Source organism: Mesorhizobium sp. BR-1-1-10 (assembly GCF_020165595.1).
GTDB lineage: Bacteria > Pseudomonadota > Alphaproteobacteria > Rhizobiales > Rhizobiaceae > Mesorhizobium > Mesorhizobium australicum.
In genome coordinates this window covers 388,001-406,588 of the sequence record NZ_JAIUIL010000002.1, presented here as the reverse complement: position 1 = coordinate 406,588, position 18,588 = coordinate 388,001, and the positions used below count along the sequence as shown (strand labels likewise).

Annotated in this window: 19 protein-coding genes; 13 read left to right on the top strand and 6 right to left on the bottom strand. The window is 65.0% G+C overall.

All coding sequences use genetic code 11. The features are described 5' to 3' along the window. The first annotated feature begins 56 nt into the window (after nt 1-56). Genes LB555_RS04955 through LB555_RS04945 form a run of 3 tightly spaced genes read left to right on the top strand, consistent with a single transcriptional unit; the run spans nt 57 to nt 3,714 of the window. On the top strand, nt 57-1,445 hold the full coding sequence (locus LB555_RS04955) for a M16 family metallopeptidase (RefSeq protein ID WP_224682380.1): 1,389 nt from the start codon (nt 57-59) through the stop codon (nt 1,443-1,445). A gap of 2 nt (nt 1,446-1,447) precedes the next feature. Further along, the gene (locus LB555_RS04950) at nt 1,448-2,845 is read left to right on the top strand and encodes a M16 family metallopeptidase (RefSeq protein WP_224682379.1); all 1,398 of its coding nucleotides are present in this window, start codon (nt 1,448-1,450) and stop codon (nt 2,843-2,845) included. After that, nucleotides 2,842-3,714, top strand: coding sequence for a patatin-like phospholipase family protein (locus LB555_RS04945; RefSeq protein ID WP_140717647.1), 873 nt, complete (start codon nt 2,842-2,844; stop codon nt 3,712-3,714). Before LB555_RS04950 ends, LB555_RS04945 begins: the two co-directional genes overlap by 4 nt. An 83-nt stretch (nt 3,715-3,797) precedes the next feature. On the opposite strand, the gene efp is transcribed toward LB555_RS04945, so the two are convergent. Beyond that, the gene (gene efp, locus LB555_RS04940) at nt 3,798-4,367 is read right to left on the bottom strand and encodes an elongation factor P (protein ID WP_015318353.1); all 570 of its coding nucleotides are present in this window, start codon (nt 4,365-4,367) and stop codon (nt 3,798-3,800) included. Nucleotides 4,368-4,481: 114 nt separating this feature from the next. Between efp and epmA the strand changes: the two genes are divergently transcribed. Next, on the top strand, nt 4,482-5,528 hold the full coding sequence (epmA, locus tag LB555_RS04935) for an EF-P lysine aminoacylase EpmA (RefSeq protein ID WP_140824533.1): 1,047 nt from the start codon (nt 4,482-4,484) through the stop codon (nt 5,526-5,528). Nucleotides 5,529-5,552: 24 nt separating this feature from the next. Here the strand turns inward: epmA and LB555_RS04930 are convergent, their stop codons facing one another. Further along, entirely contained in the window at nt 5,553-5,969 is a 417-nt protein-coding gene (locus LB555_RS04930; protein WP_224682378.1) for a VOC family protein, read from the bottom strand. 175 nt (nt 5,970-6,144) lie between these two features. Here LB555_RS04930 and LB555_RS04925 point away from each other — a divergent pair, with 175 nt between their 5' ends. The 6 genes from LB555_RS04925 to lpxK all read left to right on the top strand — a co-directional run bounded on the left by LB555_RS04925 (nt 6,145) and on the right by lpxK (nt 11,738). After that, nucleotides 6,145-7,488 (top strand): TldD/PmbA family protein, encoded by a 1,344-nt coding sequence (locus tag LB555_RS04925; protein WP_224682377.1) that lies wholly within the window; start codon nt 6,145-6,147, stop codon nt 7,486-7,488. Further along, nucleotides 7,475-8,278 (top strand): 3'(2'),5'-bisphosphate nucleotidase CysQ, encoded by an 804-nt coding sequence (locus tag LB555_RS04920; protein ID WP_015318349.1) that lies wholly within the window; start codon nt 7,475-7,477, stop codon nt 8,276-8,278. Before LB555_RS04925 ends, LB555_RS04920 begins: the two co-directional genes overlap by 14 nt. Before the next feature lie 77 nt (nt 8,279-8,355). Next, nucleotides 8,356-8,601, top strand: coding sequence for a DUF4170 domain-containing protein (locus tag LB555_RS04915; RefSeq protein WP_015318348.1), 246 nt, complete (start codon nt 8,356-8,358; stop codon nt 8,599-8,601). 5 nt (nt 8,602-8,606) lie between these two features. Further along, complete coding sequence (locus LB555_RS04910) at nt 8,607-9,398, top strand: lysophospholipid acyltransferase family protein (protein ID WP_015318347.1); 792 nt, start codon at nt 8,607-8,609, stop codon at nt 9,396-9,398. Further along, nucleotides 9,395-10,711, top strand: coding sequence for a lipid IV(A) 3-deoxy-D-manno-octulosonic acid transferase (gene waaA / locus LB555_RS04905; protein WP_015318346.1), 1,317 nt, complete (start codon nt 9,395-9,397; stop codon nt 10,709-10,711). The genes LB555_RS04910 and waaA overlap by 4 nt, the downstream gene beginning before the upstream one ends. A gap of 1 nt (nt 10,712) precedes the next feature. Then, nucleotides 10,713-11,738 (top strand): tetraacyldisaccharide 4'-kinase, encoded by a 1,026-nt coding sequence (lpxK, locus tag LB555_RS04900; RefSeq protein ID WP_140720912.1) that lies wholly within the window; start codon nt 10,713-10,715, stop codon nt 11,736-11,738. A 96-nt stretch (nt 11,739-11,834) separates the two neighbouring features. Here the strand turns inward: lpxK and LB555_RS04895 are convergent, their stop codons facing one another. Then, a complete protein-coding gene (locus LB555_RS04895) occupies nt 11,835-12,068 on the bottom strand; it encodes a DUF2093 domain-containing protein (protein WP_140617125.1) in 234 nt (77 codons plus the stop codon). 114 nt (nt 12,069-12,182) lie between these two features. On the opposite strand from LB555_RS04895, the gene LB555_RS04890 reads away from it, so the two are divergent. Then, on the top strand, nt 12,183-12,785 hold the full coding sequence (locus LB555_RS04890; RefSeq protein ID WP_224682376.1) for a hypothetical protein: 603 nt from the start codon (nt 12,183-12,185) through the stop codon (nt 12,783-12,785). A 59-nt stretch (nt 12,786-12,844) separates the two neighbouring features. Here LB555_RS04890 and LB555_RS04885 read toward each other — a convergent pair whose 3' ends face one another. Continuing rightward, a complete protein-coding gene (locus tag LB555_RS04885) occupies nt 12,845-13,771 on the bottom strand; it encodes a LysR substrate-binding domain-containing protein (RefSeq protein ID WP_140717657.1) in 927 nt (308 codons plus the stop codon). A 90-nt stretch (nt 13,772-13,861) separates the two neighbouring features. Between LB555_RS04885 and LB555_RS04880 the strand changes: the two genes are divergently transcribed. Both LB555_RS04880 and LB555_RS04875 read left to right on the top strand, forming a co-directional pair. Beyond that, complete coding sequence (locus LB555_RS04880; protein WP_224682375.1) at nt 13,862-14,755, top strand: DMT family transporter; 894 nt, start codon at nt 13,862-13,864, stop codon at nt 14,753-14,755. Nucleotides 14,756-14,888: 133 nt separating this feature from the next. After that, on the top strand, nt 14,889-15,650 hold the full coding sequence (locus LB555_RS04875; RefSeq protein WP_015318341.1) for a hypothetical protein: 762 nt from the start codon (nt 14,889-14,891) through the stop codon (nt 15,648-15,650). 20 nt (nt 15,651-15,670) lie between these two features. Here LB555_RS04875 and mutL read toward each other — a convergent pair whose 3' ends face one another. Beyond that, nucleotides 15,671-17,563 (bottom strand): DNA mismatch repair endonuclease MutL, encoded by a 1,893-nt coding sequence (gene mutL / locus LB555_RS04870; protein WP_224682374.1) that lies wholly within the window; start codon nt 17,561-17,563, stop codon nt 15,671-15,673. 43 nt (nt 17,564-17,606) lie between these two features. After that, nucleotides 17,607-18,509, bottom strand: a complete 903-nt coding sequence (locus tag LB555_RS04865; protein ID WP_015318339.1) for a LysR substrate-binding domain-containing protein — start codon at nt 18,507-18,509, stop codon at nt 17,607-17,609. Between the last annotated feature and the right edge of the window lie 79 nt (nt 18,510-18,588).

Here is an 18,588-nt window from a genome sequence, read left to right as displayed (position 1 = left end):
ACTTTGCTTGTCGCCAGCGCCTTGCCTATCGTCGCTGCATGAAACCGGAGCCATCGATGACATCAAGGACTGAATGGCTGCGGGCCACGCTGCTGGCGACGTCGCTGGCATTGTTCATGACCGCCCCCGTCCTGGCGGACGGCCCCGTATTGCCAAGCACAGTGCCGGCCGAGTTCAAGGTCACGGACTTCCTGCTCGACAACGGCATGGAAGTGGTCGTCATTCCCGATCATCGCGCGCCGATCGTCACCCACATGGTCTGGTACAAGATCGGCAGCGCCGACGAGCCGCCGGGCAAATCCGGCATCGCCCATTTCTTCGAGCATCTGATGTTCAAGGCCACGGCCCACCACGCGGCCGGCGAGTTCGACCGCGCCGTATCCGACATTGGCGGATCCAACAACGCCTTCACCTCCTACGACTACACCGCTTTCCACGAGACGGTGGCGCCGTCGGCGCTCGAGCTGATGATGAGCTTCGAAGCCGACCGCATGCGCAACCTCATCCTCACCGACGACGTCATCAAGACCGAGCGCGATGTCATCCTGGAGGAGCGCCGCTCGCGCATCGACAACAACCCGCAGGCCGTGCTCGACGAAGAGGTCGATGCCACGCTATGGCAGAACCAGCCCTATCGCATCCCGGTCATCGGCTGGATGCAGGAGATGGAGCAGCTGAACCGCACCGACGCGGTCGCGTTCTACAACAAGTACTACCGGCCCAACAACGTCGTGCTGATCGTGACCGGCGATGTCGAACCGGACACGGTGAAGGCGCTGGCCGAAAAGACTTATGGCAAGGTGGCCCGCGGGCCGGACCTGCCGCCGCGCGTCCGTCCGGTCGAGCCGGAGCAGAACACCAGGCGCACGGTCACGCTCTCCGACGCTCGTGTCAGCGTGCCGAGTTTCTCGACACAATGGGTCGTGCCCTCCTATCACACTGCCAAGCCGGGCGAGGCCGAAGCGCTCGATCTGCTGGCCGAGATCCTCGGCGGCGGCAACCGCAGCCGGCTTTACCAGGCCCTTGTCGTCAAGCAGGGCATTGCTTCCGGCGCCGGTGCGTACTTCCAGGGCACCATGCTCGACGACACCAATTTTACCGTCTACGGCGCGCCGCGCGGTGACGCCAAGCTGGCCGACGTCGAAGCCGCGGTCGATGCGGAAGTGGTGCGCATCGCCAGCGACGGCGTCACTCCGGACGAGCTCGAAAAAGCCAAGGACCGCTACGTCAGGTCGATGATCTTTGCTCGCGACAAGCAGGATTCCATGGCCAACATCTATGGCTCGACGCTTGCCACCGGCGGCAACGTCCAGGACGTGCAGCAATGGCCGGACCGCATCCGCAAGGTCACCACCGACGAGGTCAAGGCCGTTGCCGCGCGCTATCTGGTATTGGCCCGCTCGACGACCGGCTATCTCTTGCCGCAGCAACAGGCGGGGAATTGATGATGACGAACCAGTTTAGCGGCGCGTTGACGTCGCCCCGCCAGGCTCCCCCTTCTCCCCTCGTGCGAGAAGGGAAGGCCCTCCACGCCCTCGCAACCTTCTTCCTCTCCGTCCTCTTCCTGGTTCTGCCGGCACTTGCCGCCCGCGCCATGGAGATCCAGTCCGTTACCTCCTCGAAAGGCGTCACGGCCTGGCTGGTCGAGGACTATTCCGTGCCGGTGGTCGCCGTCCGCTTCGTCTTCGGCGGCGGCTCGACGCAAGATCCGGTGGGGAAGGAAGGTCTCGCCAACCTGATGACCGGCCTGTTCGACGAGGGTGCCGGCCCGCTCGACTCGGAAGCCTTCCAGATCAAGCTCGACGATGCCGGGGCGGAAATGAGCTTCGACGAGACCCGCGATGGCATCTACGGTTCCATGCGCATGCTGGCCGAACAGCGCGACGAAGCCTTCGACCTGTTGCGTCTGGCGGTCAATGAGCCGCGCTTCGACCAGGCGCCGATCGACCGCATCCGCGCGCAGGTCCTGTCCGGCATCATCGCCAACGAGAACGATCCCGACACGGTGGCGCAGAACCGGTGGGCGCGCGCCGTCTATGGCGACCACCCTTATTCGCGTTCCGACCAGGGCACCAGGCAGAGCATCGCCGCCGTCACGCAGGCCGATCTCGAGGCCCTGCACAAGGCGGTGTTCGCGCGCGGCGGCCTGCATGTCGCCGTGGTCGGGGCCATCGACCCCGAGACCCTGAAGAAGAAGCTCGACATGGTGTTCGGCGACTTGCCGCGGGACCAGGCGCTCGCTCCTGTAGCCGATGTCGAGCCCAAGCTGGCGCAGCATATCGAGGTGAATTACGACCTGCCGCAGACATCGCTGCAGCTCGCCTGGCCGGGCGTGAAGCGCAAGGCGACGGATTTCTTCCCGGCGGTGCTGATGAATGAGATCCTCGGCGGTGGAACTTTCACCTCGCGCCTGTTCCAGGAGGTGCGCGAAAAGCGCGGGCTCGCCTACAGCGTCAATTCCTCTCTGGTCAACCAGGACCATGCCAATGCGCTGATCGTCACCACTGGGACGCGCTCCGATCGCGCGGCCGAGACGCTCGCTATCGTGCGCGACGTCGCCAAGCGCCTGGCCGAGGATGGCCCGACCGAAGCCGAACTGGCGGCGACCAAGAAATATCTGATCGGCGCCTATGCGATCAGCAATCTGGATTCGTCGAGTTCTATCGCCGCCACGCTTGTCGAGCTGCAGATTGACGATCTCGGCATCGACTACATGCAGCGCCGGGCCGGCTATATCAACGCGGTGACGATCGATCAGGTCAAGGCGGCGGCGAAGAAGCTGCTGACGACCGAGCCGACCATCATGGTGGTCGGGCCGCCGCTGGCGGGAGCCGGCAAGGGATGAGCCCCACTTTCGGCATAGCGTTCGGCGGTGGCGGCGCGCGCGGTCTGGCGCATATCCATGTCATCGAGGCGCTGGACGAGCTCGGCATCAAGCCGGTGGCGATAGCCGGCTCGTCGATCGGCGCCATCATGGGCGCCGGCATGGCCTCGGGCATGACCGGCAAGGATATCCACGACTATGCCCGCTCGATCCTCGGCCGCCGTGCCGAGGTGGCGAGCCGCATGTGGCGGGCGCGGCCGGGCACGATCGCGGAGGCCATGCAAAATGGCATCCGCGTCAGCCAGTTCAATGTCGAGCGCATCCTGAAGGCGTTTCTGCCCGAGGCTATTCCCGAATCCTTCGCCGGATTGAAAATCCCGCTGAAGGTGACAGCAACCGACTATTTCGGCCACAAGCTCGCCGTGTTCGACGATGGCGACCTGCATTCCGCCCTTGCGGCCTCTGCCGCCATTCCTGCCGTCTTCCGTCCGGTGACGCGCGACGGCAGGCTGCTGATCGACGGCGGCATCTACAACCCCGTGCCCTTCGACCTGATCGAGAAGGATGCCGATATCATCATCGGCGTCGACGTGGTTGGCGCGCCGGAAGAGGCCGACCGCAAGCAGCCGACCTCCGTCGACCTGATGTTCGGCGCCACGCAATTGATGATGCAGTCGATCATCGCCAACAAGCTGAAACAGTGCCAGCCCGACATACTGGTCCGCCCGGCGGTGTCGAAATACCGCGTCCTCGATTTCCTGAAGATCGAGGCCCTGATGAGCGAGACGGTTGAAATCAAGGATCGGCTGAAGCGGGAGGTGGAGGTCGCAATTGAACGGCGTTCCGCCAACGTCGAGGCAAAAAGGACAAGAACACCAGCCAGGTCGTGATCGCGGTCAGCGAGACTGCGAGGCTACTTTGTGCCGTGTCGGCGGGGCATCATGCCGAGGCGGCAACAATGCCTCCGCCTCGCTCAGTCCTTCGCCCGCTCCACATAGGACCCGTCCGCCGTCATCACCACGACGCGGGTGCCAGGCGCGATGTGCGGCGGCACGGTGGTGCGCACGCCATTGGAAAGCACGGCCGGCTTGTAGGAAGACGATGCCGTCTGGCCCTTGGTCGTCGGCTCGGTCTCGACCACTTCGAAGGTGGCGCGCTGCGGCAGCACCAGGGCGATCGCGATGCCGTTGAACTGTGACACCTGCACCGGCATGCCCTCCTTCAGATAGGGCGCCGCGTCGCCGACCACGGCTTCAGACACCGCCACCTGGTCGTAGGTTTCCGGGTTCATGAAGTGATAGCCTTCGCCATCGGCGTAAAGGAAGGTGTGCTCGCGCTCCTCGACATAGGCGCGCTCCACCTGTTCGGTGGTGCGGTAGCGCTCCGACACCTTCACCCCGTCGCCGATGCGGCGCATATCGAGCTGCGTCACGGGCGTGCCCTTGCCGGGGTGGATGTTTTCGGCGAAGAGGATCACATAAAGCTTGCCGTCCTTGTCGACGACATTGCCTTTGCGGAGCGAACTGGCGATGACTTTCACCACGGTTTTAAATCCTGCGAGAGTTGACTGGCGTTTGCCGGCTTGCGCGGCGCTGGATGGGGGCCTAGCGCATCTTGGCGCGAACCGCCAGCCCCCTCGGCGAACCGAAGCGCGCTGATGACCGCCGCGTCGCCCTGGTGGACGCCGCATGTCCATGCCGACCGCCGTCCGCGCTTGATGCTGCGCAACGGGATGACGGCTGCCTTGCGCGACTGGTTCGCCCGCAACGACTTCATTGAGGTGGAGACGGCGGCGCTGCAGGTCTCGCCCGGCAACGAGGCGCATCTGGCGGCCTTCGCCACCGAAGCGGTCGGGCCGGATGGCGCCCGCTCGCCGCTTTATCTCCACACCTCGCCGGAATTCGCCTGCAAGAAACTGCTTGCGGCGGGGGAGCAGCGCATTTTCAGCCTGGGGGCCGTCTACCGCAACCGCGAGCGCGGTCCCTTGCATCATCCCGAATTCACCATGCTCGAATGGTATCGGGTGGGCGAGACCTATGAAAGCCTGATGCGCGACTGCGCCGATCTGCTGGCGCTGGCCGCGACACGGGCAGGGGCCACGCACTTCTCTTTCAGGGGCCGCGACTGCGATCCGTTTTCCGAACCGGAGCGGCTGACCGTGGCGGACGCCTTCAGCCGCCACGCCGGGATCGATCTGCTGGCCACGGTCGCGCCCGATGGCGGCACGGACCGGGACGCGCTGCATGCCGCTCTGATCCAGGCCGGTCTGCGCACCGCGCCTGACGACAGCTGGGCCGATTTGTTCAGCCGCGTGATGGTGGAAAAGATCGAACCCAATCTCGGCCTCGGCCGCGCGACCATTCTTTGCGAGTACCCGGTCGCCGAGGCGGCACTGGCGCGGCCGAGCCCGAGGGATCCGCGCGTCGCCGAACGCTTCGAGCTCTATTGCTGCGGCGTCGAGCTCGCCAACGGCTTTGGCGAACTGACCGACGCGGCCGAGCAACGCCGGCGCTTCGTCATCGAGATGGACGAGAAAGAGCGCGTTTATGGTGAGCGCTACCCGCTGGACGAGGACTTCCTCGCCGCGTTGGCCATCATGCCGCAGGCCAGCGGCATCGCGCTCGGCTTCGATCGGCTGGTGATGCTGGCGACCGGCGCGCAGAAGATCGAGGACGTGATCTGGACTCCGGTCCCGGCATCTTGAAGACGGGCTGCCGCCCCTTTGATCTCAATGCGCGAATACCTGCTCCAGCGAGCGAAAGCCCTTGAATTCCAAGGCATTGCCCGAGGGATCCCGGATAAACAATGTCGCTTGTTCGCCGGGCTCCCCCTTGAAGCGGACCATCGGCCGCTCCAGCCAGTCTATGTCGTCGCGCGCTTCCAGCCGCGTCGCCAGGCGCTGCCAGTCGTCCATCAAGAGCACAGCGCCGAAATGCGGGATCGGCACCAAAATGCCGTCGACCTTGCTGTCGCTTGCAGCTCGCGCGGCCTGCGGCCGCAAATGCGCCGACATCTGGTGGCCGTAGAGGTCGAAATCGACCCAGGTCGCCGACGAGCGGCCGATCGCACAGCCCAGCACCTCGCCATAGAAAGTTCGGGTTTCATCGAGATCACGGACTGGAAAGGCAAGATGGAAAGGCGTCATGGCGAAGGCTCCAGATAGGCAAAAACCGCGACGTCCGCTCTTTGCGGGCGCTTCGATGGCGATTTGGTCGCAACATCCTGATTGCCCTTCTGCCATTGCACAAGCGGCAGTGGAACAATAGATGGTGCGGCAGCACCTGCCTTCCGGACAGGCTGAAGAAAACAGGATCAAGTGCATGACCGACAAGCTCGATGCCGCGAAATTGACGGACCGTGTCGCGGCCCTGGTCGAGGCCGCCAAACGCGCTGGCGCCGATGCCGCGGACGCCGTCGCGGTGCGTGGCCGCTCGACCGGTGTTTCGGTGCGGCTTGGCAAGGTCGAAAACACAGAGGCGTCCGAGGGCGACGACGTTTCGCTGCGGGTGTTCGTCGGCCGGCGTGTGGCCAGCGTATCGGCCACCGCCGCGTCCGATCCGAAGGCCCTTGCCGAGCGCGCCGTCGCCATGGCCAAAGTGTCCCCCGAGGATCCCTACCAGGGTCTTGCCGACCCCGCGCTGCTCGCCAGACAGACGCGCGATCTGGACCTGTTCGATGCAACCGAAGTGTCGGCGGACCAGTTGAAGGAGGCGGCCCTTGCGGCCGAGGCGGCGGCTCTCGCCGTCAACGGCGTAACCAATTCGGCCGGCAGCAATGCCAGCGCCGGGCTGGGCGGGCTGGTTCTGGCCACCTCGCACGGTTTTCTCGGCCAGTATGTCGCCTCGCGCTTTTCGCGCTCGGCCAGCGTGATCGCCGGCGAGGGCACCGGCATGGAACGCGACTACGAATTCTCCTCGCGCCAGCATTTTGCCGATCTCGACGCGGCCGAGGATATCGGCCGCCGGGCCGGCGAACGGGCCGTGCGTCGCCTTGGCGCGCGCAAGGCGGCGACCGGATCGGTCGACGTGGTGTTCGACCCGCGCGTCGCGCGCGGCATTGCCGGCCATATCGCCGGTGCCATCAACGGCGCTTCCGTCGCGCGAAAAACCTCGTTCCTGCGCGACATGATGGGCAAGCAGGTGGCCGCGTCCGCCATCACCGTTACTGACGAGCCGCTGCGGCGCCGTGGCCAGGCCTCGCGCCCGTTCGATGGCGAAGGCGTCGAGGGCGAGAAGCTCCTGATGATCGAAAAGGGCGTCCTCAATCACTGGTTCCTGTCGACATCGGCGGCCCGGGAGCTCGGCCTCGTCACCAACGGGCGCGGCGCGCGCGGCGGCTCCTCCGTCTCGCCGTCTTCCACCAATCTTGCCATCGAGCCAGGCGAAAGGTCGCCGGAAGATCTGATCGGCTCGCTCAAGAGCGGCTTCTACGTCACCGAAGTGTTTGGCCAGGGCGTAGACATGCTCACCGGCGAATACAGCCGCGGCGCCTCCGGCTTCTGGATCGAAAATGGGGCGCTTGCCTATCCGGTCGCCGAAGTCACCATCGCCTCGAACCTGAAGACGATGTTCCTCAACATGATGCCCGCGAATGACCTTGATCGCAATTTCGGCACCGCCGCCCCGACGCTCCTGATCGAAGGCATGACCCTTGCCGGAGCATGAGCTGACCACCGCCGGTGCCGATCTGGACCTGCCGCTGCTGCGCGACGCCGCCCGCGAGGCGGGTCTCATCGCCATGCGCTACTTCGGCAATAATCCGCAGGTCTGGATGAAGGGCGGCACCTCGCCGGTCAGCGAAGCCGATCATGCCGCCGATGCGTATCTGCGCCAGACGTTGCTTGCGGCACGGCCGGATTATGGCTGGCTGTCGGAAGAGACGGCCGACGACCCGGCGCGGCTTTCGGCGCGCCGCACCTTCGTTGTCGACCCGATCGACGGTACGCGCGGCTTCCTTGAAGGCCAGCGCGCCTGGTGCGTCAGCGTCGCCGTCGTCGAGAATGGCCGCACGCTCGCCGGCGTGCTCGAATGCCCGGCGATGGACGAGACCTATTCCGCGCTGCCAGGCCAGGGCGCATTCCGCAACGGCAAGCGCATTGCGGTGCGCAAGCCAGGCGACAAGCCCGAGATTTCCGGCCTGAAGCAGTTGATCGACCTGATGCCGGCCGGCTGGCAGGAGCGGCTGCAACGGGCGCCCTACAGCCCTTCGCTTGCCTACCGCCTGGCGATGATCGCCAGTGGCACGCTCGACGGCACCTTCGTCAAGCCGAACGCGCATGACTGGGACATCGCCGCCGCAGACCTCATCCTGCGCGAGGCAGGTGGCCAACTGCTCGACCCGCATGGCCACGCGCCGTCCTATGCCGGCGAGGTGACCCGCCACGGTGCGCTCGCGGCCGGCAGCGGCGAACTGCTGGCCGTGCTGGTCGACGTCATAGCCGGGCTGGATGGCTGAAAGCGTTTTTCGAAGGTTCCAAAGTCGGCGGCTTTGGTCTAGACCTGTCACAAACTCACGATATGTGAAGGACCGACATGGCCGCGGAAGACGGAAAGAAACAGCTTTTGCATCTGGTGTTCGGCGGCGAACTGAAGAAACTTGGCGGCACCGAGTTCCGCGATCTCGATGCGCTCGACATCGTCGGCGTCTATCCGGACTATCAATCCGCGCACACGGCGTGGAAGGCCAAGGCGCAGGCCAGCGTGGACAATGCCCATATGCGTTATTTCGTCGTTCATCTGCACCGTCTGCTGGATCCCGATAGCAAGGCCGCCGGTTGACTTCGATGGAGCATGATCTGGCGAAAGAGCCAGCCGGCGAGGCCGCGCCCACGGGCAGGGGCCGCAGCCGTACGACCAAGGCCTTCTGGCGCAGGATTCGCGAACCGCTCGCGCAGTCGCGATTCGTCAAGAACGCCATTGCCAGCCTGCTCGCGCAATTCGTGCGGCTGGTTCGCGCGACCAGCCCCCTGGTCGCCGGATCGGCGCGCTTTTCGGGCGGCGCCTATGCCGAGTTCGAGCCGGGGATCATTGCTCTGTGGCATGGCCAGCATCTTTTGACGCCGGCCTATTACCCCAAGCGCAAGCCGCTGGTTGCCATGGTGTCGCGTAGCGCCGATGCCGAGCTCAACGCCCTGATGCTGGAGAAATTCGGCATCGAGGCGGTGCGCGGTTCGGGCGGGCGCGACAATGCCAGGCATCTCGACAAGGGCGGGGCCAAGGCGCTCATCGCCCTCAAAAAGTCGCTCACATCAGGCAAGAACGTCGCCATGATCGCAGACATTCCCCATGGTACCCCGCGCGATGCAGGGCTCGGTATCGTTCTCCTGGCTCGCCTCTCCGGCCGGCCGCTGCTGCCCGTCGCCATCGCCACCAGCCGCCGCAAGGTGCTGGAAAAGAGCTGGGACAAGACCACCATCAACCTGCCCTTCGGCCGCTCCGCCGTGACCATCGGCACGCCGATCTTTGTGGCGGCGGATGCCGATGACGCCGAAATGGAACGCAAGCGCCAGGAAATCACCACCGCCCTCAATGCCGCGACCGCCGAGGCCTACCGCCTCGTGGATGGCCCGCGGTGAGCGGCCGCTGGGCCCGCACCATGTTGTCGGCATACCGTTTTGCCGGCGCGGCCGCCTATCCGCTGGTCGGGCCTTACGTCGCCTGGCGCACCTCGCGCGGCAAGGAAGACCGCAATCGCCGCCGCGAGCGCTACGGCGTCGCCGGCCGGCCGCGCCCCGAGGGCCCGGTGATCTGGATCCATGCCGCGAGCGTCGGCGAGACCTTGGCCGTCGTGCCGCTTGTCGAAAGCATCCTCGACTATGGCGTCAACATCGTGCTGACGACCGGTACGGTCACCTCGGCCCAGGTCGTCGACGAGCGGCTCGGCGACCGCATCATTCACCAATATGTGCCACTCGATCTGAAGCCGGCGGTCAGCCGCTTCCTCGATCACTGGAAACCCGATCTGGCGATCATCGCCGAATCCGAGATATGGCCGATGACCATCCTCGAACTTGGTGCCCGCCACGTGCCGCAGGTGCTGGTCAATGGCCGGCTCTCCGATCGCTCCTTCATGTCTTGGAAGAAGCGGGCCAACATCGCCGAGGCCCTGTTCGAGAATCTGGCCCATGTCGTTGCCCAGTCCGACGTCGACGGCGAGCGTTTTCGGGCGCTCGGCGCCCGGCCGGTGACGGTGTCGGGCAATCTCAAGGTCGACACCAACCCGCCGCCGGTCGACTTGCGAGCGCTTGGCACATTGCAGCGGCAGATCGGCGATCGGCCGACCTGGGCGGCGATCTCGACCCATGATGGCGAGGAAGTGGTCGCCGCGGAAGTTCACGCGACGCTGCACAGGCGTCACCACGGCCTTTTGACGATCGTCGTTCCGCGCCATCCCGATCGGGCCGAAGCCCTTGCCGCGCAGATTTCCGGCATGGGCCTTAAAGTCGCGCGGCGCAGCAAGGGCGACCGTATCGGGGCCGATACCGATATCTTGCTTGGCGATACGATCGGCGAAATGGGCTTGTATCTCCGGTTGACCGAAATCGCTTTCGTCGGCCGCTCGCTGACCTCCGAAGGCGGCCAGAATCCGCTTGAGCCGGCCATGCTCGACACCGCCGTTCTCGCCGGGCGCAACGTGCAGAATTTTCGCGAGGCCTACCAGCGCCTGCTCGACAGCGGCGGCGCCAAGCTGGTGCGCGACCGCGACATGCTGGCCGGCGCCGTCAATTTCCTCCTGACCAACGAAGTGGCGCGCCACGAGATGATGGCTGCGGGGATCGCGACTGTCGAAGAGATGCGCGGCGCACTGGCACGCACGCTCAAATCGCTCGAACCCTATATCCAGCCGCTGGTGGTCAAGGCGCGCCTGAAGGGCGCCAACGGGCGTTAGAATGGCCTCCGAAGCACCGCCATTCTGGTGGGAAGAGCCGGACTGGAAGGTCCTGGCGCTGTCGCCGCTGTCGGCTGTCTATGCGCTGGTTGCCGGTCGCGGCATGCGGCGGGCCCGGCGCGAGAAGATCCAGGCGCCGGTTCTGTGTATCGGCAATTTCACCGTCGGCGGCACCGGCAAGACGCCGGTGGCGATCGCGCTCGCCCAACAGGCCAAGCGCATGCATCTGAAGCCCGGGTTCCTGTCGCGCGGCCACGGCGGTTCCTTCGCCGAGCCGCATGTCGTCGATGTCAGCCATGACAGCGCCAGGCATGTCGGCGACGAACCGCTGCTGCTGGCCGAACATGCCCCGGTGGCGGTGACGCCGAACCGTGCCGCCGGCGCCCGGCTGCTGCTGGAAAAACACGGTTGCGATTTCCTGATCATGGACGACGGCTTCCAGAGCGCGCGCATCCACATCGATTATGCACTGGTCGTGGTCGATGCCCGCTATGGGATCGGCAATGGCCGCGTCATCCCGGCCGGTCCGCTCAGGGCCAAGATCGTCGACCAGCTGGTCTTCACCAGCGGGCTGCTGAAGATGGGCGAGGGCACGGCCGCCGATGCCGTGGTCCGCCGAGCCGCGCGTGCCGGCCGGCCGATCTTCGAGGCCCACACGGAGCCGAGCAGCACGGCCGGGCTTGCCGGAAAGCGGTTCCTGGCCTTTGCCGGCATCGGTCATCCCGAAAAGTTCTTCGACACGGTGCGTGACGCCGGCGGCGAAGTGGTCCTGTCCAGGCCCTTTCCGGACCATCACTTCTACGCCGAGGACGAGCTTGCCGAACTGGCCGCGACGGCACGCGCCGAAGGCCTTGGCCTGATCACCACCGCCAAGGACGCCGCCCGGCTGCGTCACGGCGCCCCGCAGGACTTTCTCGACCGTCTTGACGTGCTGGAAATCGACACGGTGTTCGAGCTTGATCACGTGCCCGAACGCATCATCGAGGAAACGCTCGATGCCTGGCGGCAGCGCAAGCTGAGGAGATGAAGCTACTTCAGGAAAAAGTGCGTGGCGGTCTTCAGTCCGGAATTGCGTAAAACAATGAAGGAGAGCGGGTCAGATTCTATCAAACGCTGAGCCGCTCTAACTCCGTTTGCGCAACTCCGGATGCACCTCGATTTCGCGGCGCAGCGATGCGATGGCGTTCACGTAAGGCTCCTGCCTGGCGACGCTCCAGTATTTCAGCTCGTCCAACGGGATGTTTTCGCCCGTCACCGCGCAGCGCACGAACGAGCCCGGGCTGGTGACCTGGAAATCGCCATCGAGATAGCGGATGCGGGCTTCCTTGCCGCCCGGGCCTTCGAAACGGTTCATCATGCAACGGTACTTGAGTTCATCGGGATTCAATCGCCATAAATCGTGGGCAAGGTCAAGCTTGGCGCAATGCTCATATAATATTGCGGTATGGCACAATGGTTGTCAGGAAGCGCCATGGACATCGCCAATGCCAGTATGACGTCTTTGCTGAAAGAAGCGCTCATTCCCGGGCCGGTGCCTTCGCCCAGGGCCGATCCCGCGACCGCGGCTCTGGTCAAGGCGCTCGTCCAGCCGGCGGCGCCCGCGATGGTGCAATCGGCGCAGTTCGCTGCCCAGGCGCTGCAAGGCTCGCTACCGCGGCCGGCCGGTCAAACCTCACAACGCCTGTCCTCCCCCGAGATCGAGGATGCCTACCGGGCCGTCATGGAACCTGACGCCGCCACCCACCATGCATTGGCACGGGCCTCGACGGGTGGGGCAGGGACGGACACCGATCAGGCTTCGCGCGACTTCGCTCCGCCGCGGATAACGGCCAACGACAGCACCCCCAAACTCGCCGCGCCGCCGGCCCTATCCACATTCTCGCCGGCCGTCGCTTCGGCCGCGGTGCTGGTCGCGGCCAATGCCAACGCGCCGCAACCGCGCGGCGCCTCCATCCGTCCAGCGGGCCATGCTCCCCGATCCGAGCCAGTTCCGTCGTCGCTGTGGACGATATCGATCGTGACGGCCATCGTCTCGGCCGCAACCACCACGATCGTGCTTTTGCTGTTCCGTTAAGCGAGTATCACGCGATTTCCGATAGAGGCCGTCACGCATTCTCCGAGATGCGTCAGCGCCTAATCGTCATCCTGCAGGAAAGCTTCCAGCCTTGCCGAAGCAAGTCCGGCCTGTTCGGCAATGCGCCTGGCGAGATCCGCGGCGGCCGCGCGCGGCCGGCCGACCGGACGATCCAGCCAGTAGGAAACGGGATTGAGCACGGTGCGATCGTCAACGGCGACGAGGCGGCCGGACTGTATCTGGTGCTCGGTGAGCGGCGGCCGCGCCAGCGCGATGCCGAGGCCATGAGCCGCTGCATCGAGCACCAGATTGTAATCCTCGAAACGACGGTCTTGCGGGCGCGGCCGGTAGTCCATGTCCTGCGCGGCCAACCAGGCGCGCCAGCCCGAAGCGTCGGAATCGTTGATCAGCGGGAATTTGAGCAGCCGGGCTGGATCGCCGCTGCCGATCTCCCGTGCGAGGCCCGGCGAGGCGATCGGGAAGAGATATTCTTCGAACAGTTGCACCGAGACACGGCCCGGGATGCGGCCGCGACCGCAGCGCACCGACAGATCGATGCCTTCGTCGGCGAGATCGGCCTGGCGGTTGTCGACATCGAGCACGATGCGCAGGCGGGTGGGATCGTTCTCCAGCGCCGCCATGCGCGGCATCAGCCACAGGCCGCTCACCGAAGGAATGGAGGCCAGGCGCACCACCGCGGTGCCGCGCGGCTCTACCCACCGGTCGGAATTGACCGAGATCAGCGCGAAGGCTTCGGTGGTCCTGAGATGCAGTCGATTGCCTTCGTTGGTCAGCGTCACGCCGCGCGCGCCGCGCTCGAAAACCTTCAGGCCAAGCCAGTCCTCGAGTTTGGCGACCTGCCGGCTGACCGCGCCATGCGTGAGGTTGAGTTTTTCGGCGGCGGCCGAGAAGCTCCCCGTGCGCGCCGCCGCGTCGAAAGCGCGCAACGTCTCCAAGGGCAGCATACTGTTCGAGCTGTGATCCATGCTCACAGGTGACCCTCGATTTGGTCGTTTGTCAATTGACCTGGAAAGGCGTTTCCTGCTCCCGAGACCTGAAGAATCCGAGGCACTGGGATGAGCACGACGACAGGCACGTTGAATTCGACACAGCGGATGGACACCACGGCCGCCATTGCCGTGGCGCTGACGGTGATCGGCTGGGCCTCCGCCTTCCCGGCGATCCGGGCCGGGCTCGCCGCCTTTCAGCCGCTGGAGCTTGGCGCCCTGCGCTTTGCCATCGCCGCCGTGCCGGCGGCGATCTTTCTTGCCATCAAGCGTCCGGCTCTGCCCAGGATTGGCGATCTCTGGCGCTTCGCCTTTGGCGGCGCCATTTTCGTCGCGCTCTACACGGCGATGCTCAATTTTGGCGAACTGACGGTCTCGGCCGGAGCGGCGGGCTTCATCATCAATGTCAGTCCCATCTTTACCGCCATCATGGCAATGGCGCTGCTCGGCGAGCGCTTCTCCGGCCTGGCCTGGATCGGCACGGTCATCTCCTTCGCCGGCATCGGCATCATCGCCGTCGCCGACGGGCATGGCCTTCATTTCAATGCCGGCGCGCTGCTGGTACTTGGCTCGGCCCTCTGCTCGGCCGTCAACACCATCGTCCAGAAGCCGCTGTTTGCCCGTCATCATCCGCTGACGATCGCGGCGTCCAACATGGTGCTCGGCGCGCTCTGCCTGGCGCCCTTCCTGCCCACCGCTCTGCAGCAGGCCGCTGTCGCCAACACTGCCGGCGTCGGCGCCGTCATCTATCTCGGCATCGTGCCGAGCCTGGTTGCCTATGCGGCGTGGGCAACCGCGCTGTCGCGCCTGCCGGCGGCGCGTGCCTCGAACTTCCTCTATCTGGTCTCGCCGATGTCGGCCCTGATCGGCTTCTTCTGGCTGGGCGAGGTGCCGACGCTGCTCGGCATCCTCGGCGGCGCGCTGGCGCTCGGCGGTGTCATCGTGGTGAATTTGAAACGCTAATTCAAAAGCTTGCGATCTTTCCCTGACTCGTGTCGGGAACCACCGATTTCATCGCCAGTTGACGGCTGCCGCAAGGCAAGGCAACTGTCACTCGGTCTTGGCGGATGGTCGTCGCGGGCGCTGCGAGGTCGGGATGGGAAGACGTTTTATCTCAACGGTCGTTTGCTTGTTGCTGCTTAACGCGAAAGCCGTCGCGGGTTGGTACCACGTGGAAAACTACGAGGGTTTCCTCGGGCCGTCTCCCATCCATTTCTCCATACAGACATATGATAGCTTAGGCAGCGCGCCAAAGGTCGATGGAAGCTACTTCTACGACGCGAAGCAGAGCCCGATTGCGCTGTATGGCACGGTCACCGGCACCAAGTTCGTGCTTTGCGAGATTTCAGACGACAAGGAATTCTATCGGATAATTGTGCAGGGGCCGAGACCCGCTGTGGATACCACAAGCTGCCCATTCTCCCTCGACCTCAATGGAAACGCTGTGACCGGAAGCTGGAGCAAGGGCACGGATAGATATCCCGTCACCCTCAAGAAAATAGCGAGCCTGGATGACACTGGCGAGGCGAAGATCGACGGCACCGTCGAGATTTCCTTCTGGGCGCAGACAGCCACCGACAGGTTTTCGGGAATTTACACGAATACCAGCGCCGGCCTCTGCATGGAAAAAATGCGTGTCATCAAAAAGAGCAGCCGCAAGGTTGTCCAGGAAATTACCTTCGCCGATGATGACGTGTGCAGTGCCGGCATGCTGATGACGACCATCTATATGAACGTCGAGAAATGGGTGGAGCGAGGCAAGGACGTCATTTCCGTGAATTTTCGAGGCGGTGGCGCCGGAACCGCGGTCGATTACGTCTTCAATTCACGGACAAGGAAATATCAGCGGAGGAAATGAGGGCTGGCCGCGCAGCCGGTTCACCGCCGCCCGAACAGCCTCTCGATGTCGGCCAGCTTGAGCTCGATATAGGTCGGGCGGCCATGGTTGCAGGTGCCGGAACCCGGCGTCGCCTCCATCTGGCGCAGCAGGGCGTTCATCTCTTCGGCCTTGAGCAGCCGCCCGGAGCGGACAGAACCGTGGCAGGCCATGGTGGCGGCGATCTTGTCCAGCCGTTCCTTGAGCGTCTCGACCGTATCGTTGTCGGCAATCTCGTCGGCAAGGTCGCGGACCAATTGCTGGACGTTGGTCTCGCCGAGCATCGACGGCGTCTCGCGCACGGCGACCGCACCCGGTCCGAAACGCTCGATGCCAAGGCCGAAGCGGGCGAGCGTTTCGGAATGCACGGCCAGCCGCTCGGCGTCCTCCTCGGGCAGGTCGATAATCTCGGGCAGAAGCAGCATCTGTGACGGCACCGGCCGCGCGTGCAGCGCGTTCTTCAGCGCCTCGTAAACCAGCCGCTCATGGGCCGCGTGCTGGTCCACGATGATGAGCGAATCCCTGGTCTGGGCGACGATATAGTTCTCATGCACCTGCGCGCGCGCGGCCCCCAGCACCGCGCCGAGCAGCGTCTCCGCTGCCTCGCTCTGCCCGGGGCGCGCATCGGCGCTGGCAAGCGGGCCGGCATCGAACGCGGCTTGCTCATTTTCGCCAAATCCGCTGCCCTGTCTTGCGCCGGTGCGTTCAAAGCCCGGGCTGTCGAATTGTATGTCGAGCGGCCGCTGCGGCGAGCGCACGGGATCGAAGCCGGCGGCGCCTGAAGCGCGATAGGCCGCGTCGTAGCTGCGATGGCCGTTGGCCGGGCCGGGATGTGCATAGGACGGGCTGCCCGGCCGAAACGCTGCCATCATGCCGGCGGCACCGGTGGTGGCCGAGCGGATGCCGGCATCGGCCAACGCCTGCCGGATCGCGCCGACGATCAACCCGCGCACGAGGCCCGGATCGCGGAAGCGGACATCGGCTTTGGCCGGGTGGACGTTGACGTCGACGATGGCCGGATCGAGCGAAAGAAACAGTACCGTCACCGCATGGCGGTCGCGCGGCAGGACGTCGGCGAAGGCGCCGCGGATCGCTCCGGCGATCAGCTTGTCGCGCACCGGGCGGCCGTTGACATAGGCATATTGCTGCAATGCGTTGGCGCGGGTGAAGGAGGGGATCGACACATGGCCGGTCAGGTGCACGCCTTCGCGCATCGCATCGATGGCAATGGAATTGTCGGGAAAGTCGGCGCCCATCACCTGCGCGACCCGGCGCAAGCTGCCGTCCGCGCTGTCATCGGTAGCCGGCAGTTCCAGAGTGGTGCGGTCGGAACCGGCCAGCGTGAAACGCACCGTGGGGAAGGCGATGGCGATGCGCTTGACGATGTCGCTGATGGCCGAGCTTTCGGCGCGTTCGCCCTTCATGAATTTCAGCCGTGCCGGCGTGGCGAAGAACAGGTCGCGCACCTCGACCGTGGTGCCGCGATTGGCCGCCGCCGGCTTGATTGGCAGGACGCGGCCGCCCTCGATGCCGATCTCTGCGGCGCTGTCGCTAGAGGCCGTGCGCGAGCGGATCGACAGCCGCGACACCGAGCCGATCGATGGCAGCGCTTCGCCGCGAAAGCCGAGCGAACGAATGTCGTTGATATCCTCGGTGAGCTTGGAGGTGCAGTGGCGTGCGATGGCCAGCGCCAGTTCCCGTTCAGGAATGCCGAAGCCGTCATCGGTGACGCGGATCAGGTTCAGCCCGCCGCCCGATGTGACGACTTCTACCTTGCTGGCCCCGGCATCGAGCGCATTCTCGACCAGTTCCTTGACCACGCTCGCCGGACGCTCGATGACTTCGCCGGCGGCGATCTGGTTGATCATCGTTTCGGAAAGCTGGCGGATGGGCATGCTCTGATCTTACACGGATTCGGTGGGCGCGCGCGAGGCCACTTTACGCCTGCGCCAGCAGCCAATCCCTGACCTTGCGCGCATTGTCGCTGAGTTCGCGGTTCTTCGGCCAGATGACGTAGAACGCGGTGCCCGTCTTCATGATGTGGTCCGTCACCGGCACCAGCAGCCCGGTCGACAGCAGCCGCTCGACAAGGTGGCGCCAGCCGAGCGCGATGCCTTGCCCCTCCATGACCGCCTGGATCACAATCGCATAGTCATTGATGCGCAAGCCACGCTCCGCATTGCGGAGACTGGCTCCGGCCGATTGGAACCATTCGTCCCAGTTCGGGGCCTCGCGATAGGGCTCTTCCAGATGAATGAGGCGGTGTGTCGCCAGTTGCTCGACGGTCTCGGGCCGGCCGAATTTCGTCAGATAACTGGGACCCGCGACCGGAAAGATCTCTTCGTCGGAGAGCGCTAGCGAGTGGTAGTCCGGCCAGTCGCGTGGCACGCCTCCGCGCACGGCAAGCGGAATGCCTTCCGCGATGATGTCGAGATCTCGGTCGCCGGTCTGGATGCGCAGATCGATGCCCGGCAATTCATCGCGGAACCGCTGCAGGCGCGGCATCATCCAGAACGAGCCGAAGGCCGTCGAGGCGGCGAGCGTCACATGGCCACCAGTCGCCTGCAGACGCAGGTCCTCCGCCGACTTGCGGATGTGGGAAAGACCGAGCGAGACGTCGGCATGGAAGCGCTCGCCGGCCTCCGTCAGGCTGACCTGGCGGTGGCGGCGCTGGAACAGCGTGGCGCCAAGCTGTTCCTCCAACCCACGCACGGCATAGGAAACTGCGGCCTGCGTCATGCCGAGCTCGCGCCCGGCGGCGGTGAAACTCGACAACCGGCCGGCCGCCTCGAAGACGATCAGGCTGCCGGCGGAGGGCAGGAGGTGGCGAAGGCTTCGCATAAGCTCAGCTTATACAAGAGATCAGGATTTTCCAGCGTCACAGTCGAATTTCACCTCGCTAAGTTGACCGGGATCGAAG